Origin of the sequence: Micromonospora sp. B006 (assembly GCF_003408515.1) — a bacterium.
Taxonomy (GTDB): Bacteria; Actinomycetota; Actinomycetes; order Mycobacteriales; family Micromonosporaceae; genus Micromonospora; species Micromonospora echinospora_A.
In genome coordinates this window covers 452,345-467,978 of record NZ_CP030865.1, presented here as the reverse complement: position 1 = coordinate 467,978, position 15,634 = coordinate 452,345, and the positions used below count along the sequence as shown (strand labels likewise).

Sequence of the window (15,634 nt, the reverse complement as noted above, 5' to 3'; positions counted from 1 at the left end):
CAGACGTGGCCATCGACCGTGACAAACTTCGCGAGCGTCTCGACCGGGCGACCGCTCACCTCGACCCGCCGTACGCGGTGGTCGACCTCTCCGCGTTCGACGCCAACGCCGGCGCGCTGACCGGCCGGGCCGACGGCAAGCCGCTGCGCGTGGCGAGCAAGTCGGTACGGGTCCGCGAGCTGCTGACCCGCGTACTCGGACGCCCCGGCTGGCAGGGCGTGATGGCCTTCACCCTGCCCGAGGCGGTGTGGCTCGCCCGCTCCGGCGTCAGCGACGACGTGCTGGTGGCGTACCCGACGGCGCACCGGGCGGGCCTCGCCGAACTGGCCGCCGACCCGGCGCTCGCCGACGCGGTGACGCTGATGGTCGACGACGCCGCCCAACTCGACCTGATCGACCAGGTCTGCCCGCCCGAGCGCCGCCCCGCGCTGCGGGTCTGCCTCGACCTGGACGCCTCCTGGCGGCCGCTGCGGGGCCGGGTGCACGTCGGTGTGCGCCGCTCCCCGGTGCACAGCGCCACGGCCGCAGGCGCGCTCGCCGCCGCCGTCGCCGGGCGGCCGGGCTTCCGGCTGGTCGGCCTGATGTCGTACGAGGCGCAGATCGCCGGCCTGGGCGACGCGCCGCCCGGGCAGGCGGTGCTCGGCTCGGCGATCCGGGTCGCGCAGCGCGGGTCGTACCGGGAACTGCTGGCCCGCCGCTCGGACGCGGTCGCCGCGGTACGCGAGCACGCCGACCTGGAGTTCGTCAACGGCGGCGGCACCGGCAGCGTGGCCGCCACCAGTGCCGACCCCGCGGTCACCGAGGTCACCGCGGGCTCCGGCCTGTACGGGCCGACGCTGTTCGACGCGTACCGTGCCTGGCGGCCGACCCCGGCGGCGTTCTTCGCCTGCGCGGTGGTCCGCCGCCCGGCGCCGGGGCTGGCCACGGTGCTCGGCGGCGGCTGGATCGCCTCCGGCCAGGCGGCGAGCAGCCGGCTGCCCCGGCCCTGGCTGCCGGACGGCCTGAAGCTGCTCGGCGCGGAGGGCGCCGGTGAGGTGCAGACGCCGCTCGCCGGGGACGCCGCCGACGACCTGCGGGTCGGTGACCGGGTGTGGTTCCGCCACGCCAAGGCCGGCGAGATGTGCGAGCACGTCAACGAGGTGCACCTGGTCGACGGGGACGCGGTGGTCGCGACGGTGCCCACCTACCGGGGCGAGGGCCACGCCTTCCTCTGACGCACCAGCGACGTGACGACGGCGGGCCCCGGCGCACCCGGGAACCCGCCGCTCGGCGTGCCGCTCAGCCCTGGGACACGGCCTCGGCCGGGGCGTTGACCTGCCGGTGCAGGTACTCCCGGATGAGCGCCTTCGCCTCGACCAGCACCCGCTCGTCGCCGTCGGTGCGGCGGCGGAAGGCCAGCTTGATCAGGGCGTCGGCCGCCTCGACCGCGACCTCCAGGTGGAACCGCAGGTCGGGCACCCCGGCCAGGCCGAAACGCTCGGTGAGCACGCGGGCGAGCTGCTCCGCGATGACCCCGTTGTTGTCGCGCTGGTCGTCCAGCAGGTGCAGGTCGACCACGTCGCCGAAGTGCAGGGTACGGAAACCGGGGACGGTGCGGTGCATCGAGATGTACTCGTCGATCGCCGCGTCGACGCCGTCCCACCAGTGCGTCAGATCGTCCGAGGCGAACCGCTCGTCGAGCCGCTGGAGGTAGGACTCCATGGTCCGCAGCGTCAGCGCCTGCACGATGGCCCGCTTGTCCGGAAAGAACTGGTACACCGACCCGATCGCCACCTCGGCGCGCTCGGCGAGCAGGGTCGTGGTCAGCCCTTCGTACCCCACCTCGTCGACGAGCTCGGCGCAGGCGTCCAGCATCCGCTGGACCCGCGCGACACTTCGACCCTGCACCGGTACCCGACGCAGCGGCCCGGTCGTGGCGGCTGGTGTGGACACTCGGCGCCACCCCCCTTCGACGGATGAACATATCTGCACGTCACGAGTCTGTGACTACCGGTACAACGAGCCGGGCTCGATTGCGGTATTTACCAGGCACAACGTTCCTGATATGAATTCAGTTCATATTCATGTCGAGGAGTGGCCGCGATGACCGGTACCACCGCCACCTGGTCCAACTGGGCCGGCAACCAGCACAGCACCGCGCTCCTCACCGTGCGCCCGCGTAGCGTCTCCGACGTCGTCGAGGCGGTCCGCCAGGCCGCCGCGGCAGGCCGGACCGTCCGGGCCACCGGCAGCGGCCACTCCTTCACCGCCACGGCTGTGGCCGACGGGCACCGCATCGACCTCGCCGAACTGGAGACAGACGTCAGCGTCGATGTGGCGCGCCGCCTGGTCACCGTACCGGCTGGGATGACGTTGCACACGCTCAACGAACTGCTCGCCGGGCACGGCCTGGCGATGCCGAACCTCGGCGACATCGACGCCCAGACCATCGCCGGCGCGCTCTCCACCGGCACCCACGGCACCGGGGCGAAACTCGGCTGCCTGTCCACCTTCGTGGCCGGGCTGACGCTCGTCACCGGCACCGGCGAGGTGCTGCGCTGCTCGGCCGAGGAGAACCGCGACGTCTTCGACGCCGCCCGGGTCGGGCTCGGCGCGGTCGGCGTGCTGGTCGAGGTCACGCTGCGCTGCGTCGACGCCTTCGTGCTGCGTGCGCACGAACGCCCGGCCCCGCTCGCCGAGGTGCTCGACGACCTGCCCGCCCTGTACGAGGCGCACGACCACGCCGAGTTCTACTGGTTCCCGTACACCGACCGGGTGCAGGTCAAGACCAACGACCGGGTACCCGCCGACGACCGGCCGCTGCCCGGCTGGCGCGGCTGGCTCGACGACGAGTTCCTCTCCAACACCGTCTTCGCCGGGGCCTGCCGCCTCGGCCGCGCCGTGCCCGCCCTCGCGCCCACGATCAGCGCCGTCTCCGCCCGCGCGCTCACCGAACGCACCTACACCGGCCGCTCCGACCGCGTCTTCTGCACACCGCGCCGGGTCCGTTTCGTGGAGATGGAGTACGGGCTGCCGCGCGAGGCGCTGCCCACCGCGCTGACCGAGCTGCGCCGGATCGTGGACCGGCTGCCGTTCAAGGTGCTGTTCCCGGTCGAGGTGCGGTTCACCGCCGCCGACGACATCTGGCTGTCCCACTCGTACGGGCGGGACTCGGCGTACATCGCCGTGCACCAGTACGTGGGCATGCCGTACGAGCCTTATTTCCGGGCGTTCGAGCAGGTGGCGACCGAGCTGGGCGGCCGACCGCACTGGGGCAAGCTGCACTGGCGCGACGCGGAGTCCCTGGCGACGGCCTACCCGAGGTTCGCCGACTTCCAGGCCGTCCGCTCCCGCCTGGATCCCCACAACCTTTTCCAGAACCCCTACTCGTCCCAGGTCCTAGGCTCCTGAAGATCTTGGTACGAGGGCGCCCGTGGAGGGGCGGATCCGTACCAAGATCTCGGCGGGGCTGTCCACAGGGGCAGCGACGACGGGTGCCGCTCCGGTGGGGTTGCTGGTGTGGAGATGCCGAGGGATTTCGCGGGGGAACTGAGCTGGTTGCTGTTCCGTCAGGGGCGCGTGCTCGGTGCGGCGCAGGCGCGACGGTTCCTGTCCGAGAAGGCGATCCGACACCGGGTCGCCAGCGGGCGCTGGCAGCAGGTGCACCCGAGGGTCTACGTCACCCATGACGGCCCGGTCGGCGCGACGGAGCGACGCTGGGTGGCCGTGCTGGCAGCAGGACCGGCCGCGATGCTGGGCGGGCTCACCGCGGCCCAGTGCTGGGGACTCAGGCGCTACGAGAGCCCTCTGATCCATCTACTGCTACCGGCTCGACACCAGACCCGGGCGCTGCCACCGGGCGTACGTATCCACCGCACCACGGTGCTGGCACCGGAGGACGTGCTCGCCGTCGGCCAGCCCCGCCGGACCATGCCGGCCCGTTCGCTGGTGGACGCGGCACAGTGGGCGGCGACCGACGAGGAGGCACGGGCCGTCATCGCGGCGGGCTTCCAGCAACGCCTGGTCTGGGGCGAGGACCTGCACCGGGTGCTGGAACGGCTTCCCCGAGCGCGTCGCCGTCGCCTGATCCTGGCAACCGCCACGGACGCGGCGGGCGGCGCCCACTCGCTCGCCGAACTCGACTTCCTCGATCTCGTCCGGCGATCCGGGCTGCCCGAGCCGTCCCTCCAGGCCGTGCGACGGGACGCCACCGGGCGGCGACGCTACCTGGACGTGTGGTTCGAGCGGTGGCGGGTGCACGTCGAAGTCGACGGTGGGCAGCACCTCGACCCCAGGACCGCCTGGGCCGACATGCAGCGGCAGAACGACGTCTGGGCAACCGGTGACCGGGTACTCCGCTTCCCCGCCTGGGCCGTCCGCAACGACCCCACTCGCGTGATCACACAGTTGCGTGCCGCCCTGCGATCCGCAGGCTGGCCCGGCTGAGATCTTGGTACAGAACCGCCCTTCCAGGGGCGCCTCCGTACCAAGATCACTCGTTCGGGGTTGAGGTCGCCTTCTTGGGAGCGGCCTTCTTCGCGGGGGCCTTCTTGGCCGCCGTGGCCTTGGCGTTGGCGGCCGTCGTCTTCTTCGCTGCGGTTGTCTTCTTCGCGGCCGTTGTCTTCTTCGCCGGGGCGGCCTTCTTCGCGGCCTTCTTCTTGGGGGCCGGGCCCTTCGCACGCTTCTCGGCGAGCATCTCCGACGCCTGCTCCAGCGTCAGCTCCTCCGGCGTCTGCCCGCGCCGCAGCGACGCGTTGAACTCGCCGTCGGTGACGTACGGCCCGAAGCGCCCGTCCTTGATCACCAGGGGCTTCTCGGTGAGCGGGTCGTTGCCCATCTCCCGCAGCGGCGGCGCGGCGGCCCGGCGCTGGCGCGTCTTCGGGGCGGCCAGCAACGCCAGCGCCTCGTCCAGCGTGACGGTGAACATCTTGTCTTCCGAGTCCAGCGAGCGGAAGTCGTCACCGCGCTTGACGTACGGGCCGTAGCGGCCGTTGTTGGCGACGACCTCGGCGCCGTCCGGGGCCACGCCGATCAGCCGGGGCAGGCGCAGCAGCTGCAACGCCTGCTCCAGGGTGAGGCTGTCCGGCGTCTGCGAGCGCAGCAGCGACGACTTGCGATCGCCGCTGGCCACGTACGGGCCGAACCGGCCGGACTTGAGCAGGATCGGCTCGCCGGTCGACGGGTCGTCGCCGAGCTTGCGCTCACCGCCGCCGCCGAGGAACAGCTCGTGCACCTTCTCCGGGGTCAGCTCGTCCGGCGCCAGGCCCTCGGGGATCGGCGCCCGGTCCCCCTGCGAGCCGCCCTCCTCGCCCTCACCCTCACCCGAGGCCGAGGCCGAGCCCGAAACCGAGCCGGGCAGCGCCCGCTGCAGGTACGGCCCGTACCGGCCGACCCGGACGACGACCTCGCGGCCCTCGTCGTCGGTGAACAGCGGGATGGAGTTGACGCTGCGCGCGTCGATCTCGCTGAGGTTCTCGGTGACCAGCTTCTTCAGGCCGCCGGCGTGCGCGATGGCCTGGTCGCCGGTGCCGTTGGTGCTGCCGAAGTAGAAGGAGGTGAGGAAGTCGACGGCGGCGTGGTCACCGCCGGCGATCTCGTCCAGCTCGTTCTCCATGCTGGCGGTGAAGTCGTAGTCGATCAGGCGCGGGTAGTGCCGCTCCATCAGCCCGATCACGGCGAACGCCAGGAACGACGGGATCATGGCCTGGCCGCGCTTCACCACGTACCCGCGGTCCTGGATCGTCTGCATGATCGACGCGTACGTGGAGGGCCGGCCGATGCCCAGCTCTTCGAGGGCCTTGACCAGCGACGCCTCGGTGTAACGGGAGGGCGGCTGGGTGTGGTGGCCCTGCGCGTTCAGCTCGTCGGCGGTCAGCGGCTGGTCCTTGACCAGCGTGGGCAGCCGCCGCTCGGCGTCCTCGGCCTCGGCGTTCTCGTCGTCGCTGGACTCGACGTACGCCCGCAGGAAGCCCGGGTCGGTGATGGTCTTGCCGGTCGCGCCGAAGTCGGCCTCCTCCTGGGCGGAGGAGACGGCGCGGATGCGCACCGACACGCTGGAGCCGACCGCGTCGGTCATCTGCGAGGCGATGGTGCGCCGCCAGATCAGCTCGTAGAGCTTGAACTCCTCGGCGGACAGCTCCTTGGCCACCTCGCCGGGGGTGCGGAAGTTGTCGCCGGCCGGGCGGATCGCCTCGTGCGCCTCCTGCGCGTTCTTCACCTTGCCGGTGTAGCGGCGCGGCTCCGGCGGCACGCTGCGCTCGCCGTACAGCTCGACGATCTGCCGGCGGGCGGCCGCGATGGCCGTCTCGGACAGGTTCACCGAGTCGGTACGCATGTAGGTGATGTAGCCGTTCTCGTACAGGCGCTGCGCGGTGCGCATCGTCTGCTGCGACGAGAACCGCATCTTGCGGGCCGCCTCCTGCTGGAGCGTGGAGGTGATGAACGGCGCGTACGGGCGGCGGCGGTAGGGCTTCTCCTCGACCCGGGTGACTGTGAACGGCCGGTCGGCCAGGCGGGCCGCCAGCCCACGGGCGCCGCCCTCGTCCAGGTGCACCACGCCCGCGCCGGGCCGCACCTTGCCGGTGGTCGGCTCGAAGTCCTTGCCGGTGGCGATCCGGTCGCCGTTCAGCGCGACGAGCGTGGCGTTGAACGTGCGCGGGCCCTCGCCCGGCTTCGCCACCGCGAGCGTGGCCAGGATGTCCCAGTACTCGGCGGTCCGGAACGCCATCCGCTGGCGCTCCCGCTCGACCACGATCCGGGTCGCCACGGACTGCACCCGGCCCGCCGACAGCTTCGGCATGACCTTCTTCCACAGCACCGGCGAGACCTCGTACCCGTAGAGGCGGTCGAGGATGCGCCGCGCCTCCTGGGCGTCGACCAGGTCGCGGTCGATCTCCCGGGGGTTGGCCACCGCGGCCTGGATGGCCGGCTTGGTGATCTCGTGGAAGACCATCCGCTTGACCGGCACCTTGGGCTTGAGCGTCTCCACCAGGTGCCAGGCGATGGCCTCGCCCTCGCGGTCCTCATCCGTCGCCAGGAAGATCTCGTCGACCTCCTTGGCCAGCTTCACCAGCTTGCTGATCTGCTGCTTACGGTCGGCCGAGACCACGTAGAGCGCGTGGAAGCCGTTGTCGACGTCGACGCCGAGCCGCGCCCACGGCTCACCCTTGTACTTCGCGGGGACGTCGGCGGCGTTGCGGGGCAGGTCCCGGACGTGGCCGAAGCTGGCCTCCACGACGTACCCCGGGCCGAGGTAGCCCGAGATCGTCTTGGCCTTCGCCGGAGACTCGACGATGACCAGACGGGTGGTTCCAGCGTTGCTCGGCACGTCTCTCCCCGACCTCACTCCTACGCCATGCCCGCTTCGGGCCGTGTTGCGCCACCCGGACCACGGGCGGTCCGGATGTCCAACGTAACGCGCCGTCCGCGTTCCGGGTTTCGTGGGCGGCAAACGGGCCGCTCTCCCGGCGACCGCCGGCCGCACCCTGCCGGACGGCGTCACGGTACACCGTGGGTAGGGCGGCAGGCGTGTCACTGTGACGATCGCGTACACCCGGCGGAGTCGTCTCCGGGTGTCCGGGTTCGGACACCCGGACGGTCAGCCGTGCGAGCCCGGCCACTCCGTCGCCGGCGCCGTGGCCGGCCGTTCCCCCACCAACTCGGCGAGCCGCGACATGCGCCGCCCGCCGATCCGGAACGCGGGCCCACCCTCGTCCGGCTCCACGAACGCGGCCGGCAGGCCGACCGCCGCCAGCGCGGCGCGGACCACCGGCCAGCACGGCTCGTCGGCCGCGCCGAGCAGCAGCCGGAACCCGGCCGGCTCGGCCGTGCCGGCTGCTGCCGCCCACAGCCGCAGCCGCCGCCCGTCCAGGTGGAAGCGGGCCGGTGGCCGCTTCACCGCCCCGCGCAGCCAGGCCCGCGCGAGCGGCGCCAGCATGCTCGTGTACGCGGTGCGCACCCGGTGCCGCCCGTCCTCGGTCGGCTCCCAGCTCGCCGGCACGCCCCGGGCGCCCAGCTCCGCCACCAGCACGTGCACCCGCCAGGCGGCGTCCACCACCACGGAGATCCGGGCTGTTCCGCCCATCCGCCCCACCTCACCCGGCCCGGCGAGCAGGCCGGCGAGATCCGCCAGCGCGGGATCGGCCGCCTCGGTGGAGAACAGCGAGGGCTGGCGGGCCGGTTTCGGGGTGGGAGGGGTCAGCGACACTCCGGGACCTCGTCGAAGGCCTCTTTCAGCTCTGTCGAGTTGAGCTTGCTGGTGTCCAGCGCGCTCGCGTCGTACTCCTTGTTGAGCGTGTCCACGGCGGCGCGCACGCCGTCGTAGAACGGGCCGGCCTGGGCGGTGTCGAGCTGGTCGATGGCGTCCCGGGCCCGGCCGTACGCGTCGCGCATCTTGCTGAGCGACCCCAGGAACCCGGCGGACACCTCGGCGCCGCGCTCGGCCTCCGGCACGCCCGCCTCCTCGACCTTGCGCCGGGCCGTCTCGCTGGCCTGCTCGGCACCCGCGAAGAGGCGGACCAGGTTCTCCTTGGCCTGCGTCGGAGTGGTCTGCGCGGTCATCTGCTGCTGGGTGCTGCTGGTCAGCTTGGAGATCTCCGCGCGCCACGGGGTGAGCGCCTGGCAGACCGACGCGGCCCAGACCCGCGGGCTCGGGCCGCCGCCGCACCCGGCGACGACGAGGACCAGCGTGGCCAGGACCACCGTGAGCTTTCCGGCGGTTGCCGCCCGGCGCGTACGCATGCGTTGCAGCGTACGACCTCCAGGCGGAACCGCCACCGCTCAGGTTTGGCGGGCACGGGGTTCCCGGCCGGCCGGGGCCGGCCGGGAACCGTCGCGTGGAGATCAGGCGTTGACCGTCTCCGGTTGCTGGTCCGGCTTGCCGGCGTCGCTGTCCGAGTCGGTCATCGCCACGCCCTTGCGCTTGCTGAACACCACGGCCCCCGCGATGATCAGCGCGGCGACCACGGCGATCGTGATGCGCAGCGGGTTGTTCTTGTCGTCGCCCACGCTCCAGGCCACCACGGCCGGGGCGATCAGCAGCGACACCAGGTTCATCACCTTGAGCAGCGGGTTGATCGCCGGGCCGGCGGTGTCCTTGAACGGGTCGCCGACGGTGTCGCCGATGACAGTGGCGGCGTGCGCGTCGGAGCCCTTGCCGCCGTACGCGCCGTCCTCCACCAGCTTCTTGCCGTTGTCCCAGGCGCCACCGGAGTTGGCCAGGAACACCGCCATCAGCGTGCCCGCGCCGATCGCGCCGGCCAGGTACGCGGCGAGCGCGCCCGCGCCGAGGCCGAAGCCGACAGCGATCGGAGCCAGGATGGCCAGCAGGCCGGGGGTCAACAGCTCACGCTGGGCGTCGCGGGTGCAGATGTCCACGACCTTGCCGTACTCGGGCCGCTGGGTGCGGTCCATGATGCCGGGCAGCTCGCGGAACTGGCGGCGTACCTCCATCACCACGGCGCCGGCCGAGCGGGAGACCGCGTTGATGGCCAGGCCGGAGAAGAGGAAGACAACCGCGGCGCCGATGATCAGACCGACCAGGTTGCGCGGGTTGGCGACGTTGAGCAGCTGGTCGATCAGCGCGTCGGTCTCCTCGGCCCCCGTCGCGTCGCTGTAGGCGTTCTTCAGCGTGTCGGTGTACGAGCCGAACAGCGCGGTCGCGGCCAGCACGGCGGTGGCGATCGCGATGCCCTTGGTGATCGCCTTGGTGGTGTTGCCGACCGCGTCCAGCTCGGTCAGCGTCTGCGCGCCGTGCTCGTCGATGTCGCCGGACATCTCGGCCACGCCCTGCGCGTTGTCGGAGATCGGGCCGAACGTGTCCATCGCGACGATGACGCCGACGGTGGTGAGCAGGCCGGTGCCGGCCAGCGCGACAGCGAACAGCGACAGCGTGATCGAGCTGCCGCCCAGCAGGAACGCGCCGAACACGCCGGCGCCGATCAGCAGCGCCGAGTAGACGGCCGACTCCAGGCCGATGCTGATGCCGGCGAGGATGACGGTGGCGGCGCCGGTCTGCGAGCTCTTGCCGATGTCCTGCACCGGACGCCTGTTGGTCTCGGTGAAGTAGCCGGTCAGCGCCTGGATCGCGGCGGCCAGCACGATGCCGATCACGACCGCGCCGATGGCCACCAGCCGCGGGTCGCGGTCGACGTCGGTCAGCCCGCCCTCCAGCTCGGCGAAGGTGGCCGGCAGGTACGCGAACGCCGCGATCGCGACGAGCACCGCGGCGAGGAGCGCGGAGAGGTAGAACGCCCGGTTGATGGCGGTCAGGCCGTTGCGGTCGCTGGCGCGCAGCCGGGTGATGAAGACGCCGACGATCGCGACGAGCACGCCGATGGTGGAGATGATCAGCGGGAAGACCAGGCCGGTCTCACCGAACGCGGCCCGGCCGAGGATCAGCGCCGCGACGAGCGTGACCGCGTACGACTCGAACAGGTCGGCGGCCATGCCGGCGCAGTCGCCGACGTTGTCGCCCACGTTGTCGGCGATGGTGGCGGCGTTGCGCGGGTCGTCCTCCGGGATGCCCTGCTCGACCTTGCCGACCAGGTCGGCGCCGACGTCGGCGGCCTTGGTGAAGATGCCGCCGCCCACCCGCATGAACATGGCGAGCAGCGCGGCGCCGAAGCCGAAGCCCTCCAGCACGGTCGGGGCGTCGCCCCGGAACATCAGCACGACGAGCGCCGCGCCGAACAGGCCGAGGCCGACGGTGAGGAAGCCGACCACGCCGCCGGTGCGGAAGGCGATCTTCATGGCGCCCTCGCGCCCGCCTTCGCGCTCCCGCGCGGCCGCTGCCACCCGCAGGTTGGCGCGGGTGGCCAGCCACATGCCGGCGCCGCCGATGAACGCGCTGAACAGCGCACCCACCACGAAGAACGCCGAGCGGCCGACCTTCACCAGCGTTTCGTTGCCGTCGGTGTCGTGCACCGGCAGCAGGAACAGCAACACGACGGCGATCGCCACGAAGATCGCCAGCGTGCGGAACTGCCGCAGCAGGTACGCCGAGGCGCCCTCCTGCACCGCCCCGGAGATCTCCTGCATCTTGGGGGTTCCCGTACCGGCCGCCAGGACCGCCCTGGTGAGGGCGGCCGCGAAGACGAGCGCCACCAGCGCGATGACCGCGGCGATGACGACGTACGTCACGTTGGCTCCGGTAAGGGACAGTGCGCCGCCGTCGGCGGCCAAGGTCCCGGACATCTATGTCCTCCTGTACCGAACAACTCGCGCCGGCCGGTGGAGACGCACGGGCCGACGCCTGGATGCGGACTCGCAAGCGCGCGCCAACCCACCCTGGCGGACCAGCGATCTACTCCCGTTCCCGCTGGCTGCGGGACCGGATCACTTGCTGACAACCCGGGTACTGTAGCCCTCTGGCGTGGCGAGGGTCACAGGCAGGGGGCACCGTGTCTCGATGATCTTCGTAACTGTGTTATGCGAAGAAATCTGATATATGGCCCGGTCAACACGACGAGGCCGCGCTCCCCGAGCGGGGAACGCGGCCTGCGTGAGCGGAAAGGTCAGGCGCGTCCGGCGGGCCAGGTCATCCGGACCTCGGTGCCGACGCCCTCCTCGACCGGGCGGACCTGGAGGTCCTCCACGAAACCGGCGAGCAGCGCGAAGCCCACCCCGGTGGTGAGCGCGTCCTCGCTCAGCGACTCCTTGGCCAGCTCGTCCGGCCCGAGCGCGGCCAGGCCGAGGCCCGCCTCGATCGGAGCCCGGTCGACCACCCGGACCGTGTAGCCACCGGTGTCGGACATCTCCACGTACACCGGTTCGGCCAGGCCGTACTGCCGGTGCAGCGCGACCGCCCGGGTGCACGCCTCACCGATGGCCAGGCGCACCTCGTCCAGCAGGTCCTCGCGTACGCCGGCCCGCCGCGCCACCGCGACGCCGACCAGGCGTGCGGTGCGCACGTGCACCGGGGCCGGAGAGAAGGAAAGCTTGACGGTGGCCATCACGCGCCGGTGGAGTCGGCGGCGATGGCCGCGTCGACCGTCGGGTGCAGCGGGAAGACCTGGTCCAGGGCGGTGATCCGGAAGATCTTGAGCAGCGGCTCCTTGTCGCAGACCAGGGCGAACGAGCCACCGGCCGAGCGCAGCCGCTTCAGCGCGCCCACGAGCACGCCCAGTCCGGTCGAGTCGAGGAAGTCCACCCGGCCCAGGTCGACCACCACGTGGCGGGCCCCGCCGTCGATCAACTCAAGAAGCCGTTCCCGCAGGCGGGGGGCGGTGTAGACATCCACCTCACCACCGACCTCGAGCACCGTGTGCTCCCCCACGGCGCGGGTCGCCAGCGACAGCTCCATCGGCCCCTCCTCGGTAAACTCTCCTGGGCATCTAACCATCCCCCGTGCAGCCCGATCGGATCACCGGCCACGCCCCTCCCTTACCCCCACCCCGCGGTTCCCAATTCCGAACACCAGTGCGAGAGTGCAGGACGTGACCGACCACAGCTCCGGCCCGCGGCGTGCGCCGGGCGAGCTGCTGCGCCGGCTGCGGCTCCGTCACGCCACCGACCCGGTCACCCACGTCGAACGCGTCCCGGCCCGCGCCGGCGAGCCGGTCGGGTGGCCCGGCTGGGCACCGGAGGAACTGCGGGCGGCGTTCGCACGGCGCGGCGTCACCGCCCCGTGGCGGCACCAGGCCGAGGCCGCCGAGCTGGCGTACGCGGGCAAGCATGTCGTGGTCGCCACCGGCACGGCGTCCGGCAAGTCACTGGCGTACCAGCTGCCGGCACTGAGCACGCTGCTCGCCGACCCGCGCGCCACGGTGCTCTACCTGGCGCCGACCAAGGCGCTCGCCGCCGACCAGCTCCGCGCCGTCGCCGGTCTCGAACTCGACGGGGTACGCCCCGCCACCTACGACGGGGACACGCCGCGCGCCGAGCGGGAGTGGATCCGCCGGCACTCCCGGTTCGTGCTGACCAACCCGGACATGCTGCACCACGGCATCCTGCCCGGCCACGCCCACTGGTCCGGGTTCCTGCGCCGGCTCGCGTACGTGGTGGTCGACGAGTGCCACACCTACCGGGGCGTGTTCGGCTCCCACGTCGCGCACGTCCTGCGGCGGTTGCGGCGGCAGTGCGCGCGCTTCGGGCGTACACCGGTGTTCCTGCTCGCGTCGGCCACGTCGGGCGACCCGGCGACGGCGGCCGGGCGGCTCACCGGCCTGCCCGTCACCGCCGTCACCGAGGACACGTCGCCGCGCGGCGGGGTGACGTTCGCGCTCTGGGAGCCGCCGCTGCTGCCGCCGAGCGACTCGTCGGTCGACGCCGACCTCGTCCAGGTCCGGCGCTCCGCGCTGCGGGAGACCGCGGACCTGCTCGCCGACAGCGTGGTCGAGGGGGTACGCACGCTCGCGTTCGTGCGGTCCCGCCGGGGCGCCGAGGTGGTCGCCGCGAACGCCCGGCGGTCGCTGGACGAGGCGGTGCCCGGGCTGGGCGAGCGGGTGGCCGCCTACCGGGCCGGCTACCTGCGCGAAGAGCGCCGCGAGCTGGAACGGGCGCTGCTGCACGGCGACCTGCTCGGGCTCGCCTCCACCAACGCGCTCGAACTCGGCGTCGACCTGGTCGGGCTGGACGCGGTGCTGATCTGCGGCTGGCCCGGCACCCGCGCGTCGCTGTGGCAGCAGGCCGGGCGGGCCGGGCGCTCCGGCGACGAGGCGCTCGCCGTGCTGGTGGCCCGCGACGACCCGCTCGACACCTACCTGGTCCACCACCCGGAGGCGCTGTTCGGGCGGCCGGTCGAGGCGACGGTGCTCGACCCGGCCAACCCGTACGTGCTCGCCCCGCAACTCGCCTGCGCCGCCCACGAGTCCCCGCTCACCCCCGCCGACCTGGACCTGTTCGGTGAAGGCGCGAAGGAGGCGGTGGACTCGCTGGTCGAGGCGGGGGCGCTGCGGCAGCGGCCCACCGGCTGGTACTGGCGGCACCGGGAACGGCCCGAGGTCGACCTGCGCGGCGAGGGCGGCGCCCCGGTCTGCGTGGTGGAGGAGTCCACCGGCCGGCTGCTCGGCACCGTCGACGGCGGATCGGCGCACTTCCTGCTGCACACCGGCGCGGTCTACCTGCACCAGGGCGTCTCGTACGTGGTCGACTCGCTCGACCTGGCCGACGGGTGCGCGCTGGTGCACGCCGAGGAGCCGGACTGGTCCACCCACGCCCGCGACGTCACCTCGCTGTCGGTGGTGTCGGTCCGCTCGTACGTGGACGCCGGCCCGGTCGGGCTGTTCCTCGGCGAGGTGGACGTGACCAGCCAGGTGGTGTCGTACCAGCGGCGGCGCATCGCCACCGGCGAGGTGATCGACACCCGCCCGCTCGACCTGCCCGCGCGGGAGCTGCGCACCGTCGCGGTGTGGTTCACGCTCTCCCTCGGGTCGCTCACCGCCGCCGGAGTCGAGGCGGCCGACGTGCCGGGCGCGCTGCATGCGGCCGAGCACGCCGCCATCGGCCTGCTGCCGCTGATGGCGACCTGCGACAGGTGGGACATCGGTGGGCTCTCCACCGCCCTGCACCCGGACACCGAGGCGCCCACGGTCTTCGTCTACGACGGGCATCCCGGCGGCGCGGGTTTCGCCGAGCGGGCGTACGGCACTGCCGCCGCCTGGCTGCGCGCCACCCGGGACGCGATCGCCGAGTGCGGGTGCGAGACCGGGTGCCCGTCCTGCGTCCAGTCCCCGAAGTGCGGAAACGGCAACAACCCGCTGGCGAAGCCGGAGGCGGTGAAGGTCCTCGACGTGGTGCTGGCAAACCTCGCCAAGGTCGGCGGCGCGGCGGCGGGTGCCGGCTCGGAGGCGGATACCGGCCCGGAGGCGGGTGCCGGCCCGGAGGCGGATACCGGCCCGGAGGCGGATGCCGGCCCGGAGGCGGATACCGGCCCGGAGGCGGATGCCGGCCCGGAGGCGGATACCGGCCCGGAGGCGGATGCCGGCCCGGAGGCGGATACCGGCCCGGAGGCGGATGCCGGCCCGGAGGCGGATACCGGCCCGGAGGCGGATGCCGGCCCGGAGGCGGATACCGGCCCGGGGCGCGGCGAGGCGCTCCCCCGGCAGGGCGACCGGGTGGCCCGCCCAGCTCAGACGGCCGGTGGCCCACCCGCCTGACCGGCCGGCCCCGCCGAGCCACGCCGGGCGGGCGCTCAGGGCCGCTGCCCGCCCGCCAGTTCGGGGACGTTGCGGTATCGACAGGTGCTGGACCCCACCACTTCGCCGAACTGGTGTCGATCAAGCTAGGCCGTGCGGTTCCGCGGGGCCCGGGGAGTCTGGTTGGTGGGACAGGTGCATGAGCGTAGGGCGCTCGGGGCATTGATGTATGGGAGCGCTTCCATGCATCATTTCCGGTAGCGCAGAGGTGACCCCAGACCCGTCCCGCCGGAGGTGCCGCCATGGCCGACACGATCGCCGAGACCGTCGAGTTGCTCTACACCATCGACCAGGAAAACCTCACCCCCGACCAGCAGATCGCGCTGGGCACCGCGCTGGCCACCCTCGCCCAGGCGGAGCGGCTGGAGCAGATCAACGAGCGCCTGCGCGGCATTCATCAGGTGCTGAACACCTGGGCGATGAAGGCCACGGTCGACGGCGGTCGTTGACCTTCCGTCGTCGTTCGCCTTGTGGGGTGGGTGGTTGCCCGGAAGCCGGAGGCCCCCGCGAGCGGTGATCCT

General features: G+C 72.6%; 11 protein-coding genes and 1 pseudogene. 5 read left to right on the top strand and 7 right to left on the bottom strand.

What is annotated here, in order from left to right; genetic code table 11:
• Positions 1–5: 5 nt before the first annotated feature.
• Positions 6–1,214: an amino acid deaminase/aldolase gene (locus MicB006_RS02295; RefSeq protein WP_116503519.1), complete on the top strand. Its 1,209-nt coding sequence runs from the start codon at positions 6–8 to the stop codon at positions 1,212–1,214.
• Between the two features lie 64 nt (positions 1,215–1,278).
• Here the strand turns inward: MicB006_RS02295 and MicB006_RS02290 are convergent, their stop codons facing one another.
• Positions 1,279–1,854 (bottom strand): TetR family transcriptional regulator, encoded by a 576-nt coding sequence (locus MicB006_RS02290; protein ID WP_073826205.1) that lies wholly within the window; start codon positions 1,852–1,854, stop codon positions 1,279–1,281.
• A 219-nt stretch (positions 1,855–2,073) separates the two neighbouring features.
• Between MicB006_RS02290 and MicB006_RS02285 the strand changes: the two genes are divergently transcribed.
• Together MicB006_RS02285 and MicB006_RS02280 are read left to right on the top strand one after the other, a co-directional pair.
• Positions 2,074–3,390 (top strand): D-arabinono-1,4-lactone oxidase, encoded by a 1,317-nt coding sequence (locus MicB006_RS02285; protein WP_192900175.1) that lies wholly within the window; start codon positions 2,074–2,076, stop codon positions 3,388–3,390.
• A gap of 114 nt (positions 3,391–3,504) precedes the next feature.
• Entirely contained in the window at positions 3,505–4,425 is a 921-nt protein-coding gene (locus MicB006_RS02280) for a DUF559 domain-containing protein (protein WP_116511097.1), read from the top strand.
• Between the two features lie 46 nt (positions 4,426–4,471).
• Here the strand turns inward: MicB006_RS02280 and topA are convergent, their stop codons facing one another.
• The 6 genes from topA to MicB006_RS02250 all read right to left on the bottom strand — a co-directional run bounded on the left by topA (position 4,472) and on the right by MicB006_RS02250 (position 12,280).
• Complete coding sequence (topA, locus tag MicB006_RS02275) at positions 4,472–7,306, bottom strand: type I DNA topoisomerase (protein WP_116503515.1); 2,835 nt, start codon at positions 7,304–7,306, stop codon at positions 4,472–4,474.
• A gap of 270 nt (positions 7,307–7,576) precedes the next feature.
• Positions 7,577–8,185 (bottom strand): hypothetical protein, encoded by a 609-nt coding sequence (locus MicB006_RS02270; protein ID WP_073826216.1) that lies wholly within the window; start codon positions 8,183–8,185, stop codon positions 7,577–7,579.
• Positions 8,176–8,718: a hypothetical protein gene (locus MicB006_RS02265; RefSeq protein WP_116503513.1), complete on the bottom strand. Its 543-nt coding sequence runs from the start codon at positions 8,716–8,718 to the stop codon at positions 8,176–8,178. The genes MicB006_RS02270 and MicB006_RS02265 overlap by 10 nt, the downstream gene beginning before the upstream one ends.
• 102 nt (positions 8,719–8,820) lie before the next feature.
• Positions 8,821–11,172, bottom strand: coding sequence for a sodium-translocating pyrophosphatase (locus MicB006_RS02260; protein ID WP_116503511.1), 2,352 nt, complete (start codon positions 11,170–11,172; stop codon positions 8,821–8,823).
• A gap of 320 nt (positions 11,173–11,492) precedes the next feature.
• A complete protein-coding gene (locus tag MicB006_RS02255) occupies positions 11,493–11,930 on the bottom strand; it encodes an ATP-binding protein (protein WP_116503509.1) in 438 nt (145 codons plus the stop codon).
• Positions 11,930–12,280: an STAS domain-containing protein gene (locus tag MicB006_RS02250; protein ID WP_013283649.1), complete on the bottom strand. Its 351-nt coding sequence runs from the start codon at positions 12,278–12,280 to the stop codon at positions 11,930–11,932. Before MicB006_RS02250 ends, MicB006_RS02255 begins: the two co-directional genes overlap by 1 nt.
• A 133-nt stretch (positions 12,281–12,413) precedes the next feature.
• Here MicB006_RS02250 and MicB006_RS02245 point away from each other — a divergent pair.
• Together MicB006_RS02245 and MicB006_RS02235 are read left to right on the top strand one after the other, a co-directional pair.
• A pseudogene (locus MicB006_RS02245) lies at positions 12,414–14,726 on the top strand (DEAD/DEAH box helicase); the annotation flags it as partial.
• 629 nt (positions 14,727–15,355) lie between these two features.
• Positions 15,356–15,562, top strand: coding sequence for a hypothetical protein (locus tag MicB006_RS02235; RefSeq protein WP_073826232.1), 207 nt, complete (start codon positions 15,356–15,358; stop codon positions 15,560–15,562).
• Positions 15,563–15,634: the final 72 nt, after the last annotated feature.

Coding starts and splice junctions, on each gene's coding strand:
- MicB006_RS02290 (WP_073826205.1), bottom strand. CDS start 1,854: ATGCTGGACGCCTGCGCCGAGCTCGTCGACGAGGTGGGGTACGAAGGG.
- MicB006_RS02260 (WP_116503511.1), bottom strand. CDS start 11,172: ATGTCCGGGACCTTGGCCGCCGACGGCGGCGCACTGTCCCTTACCGGA.
- MicB006_RS02235 (WP_073826232.1), top strand. CDS start 15,356: ATGGCCGACACGATCGCCGAGACCGTCGAGTTGCTCTACACCATCGAC.
- MicB006_RS02255 (WP_116503509.1), bottom strand. CDS start 11,930: ATGGCCACCGTCAAGCTTTCCTTCTCTCCGGCCCCGGTGCACGTGCGC.
- MicB006_RS02280 (WP_116511097.1), top strand. CDS start 3,505: ATGCCGAGGGATTTCGCGGGGGAACTGAGCTGGTTGCTGTTCCGTCAG.
- MicB006_RS02250 (WP_013283649.1), bottom strand. CDS start 12,280: ATGGAGCTGTCGCTGGCGACCCGCGCCGTGGGGGAGCACACGGTGCTC.
- MicB006_RS02265 (WP_116503513.1), bottom strand. CDS start 8,718: ATGCGTACGCGCCGGGCGGCAACCGCCGGAAAGCTCACGGTGGTCCTG.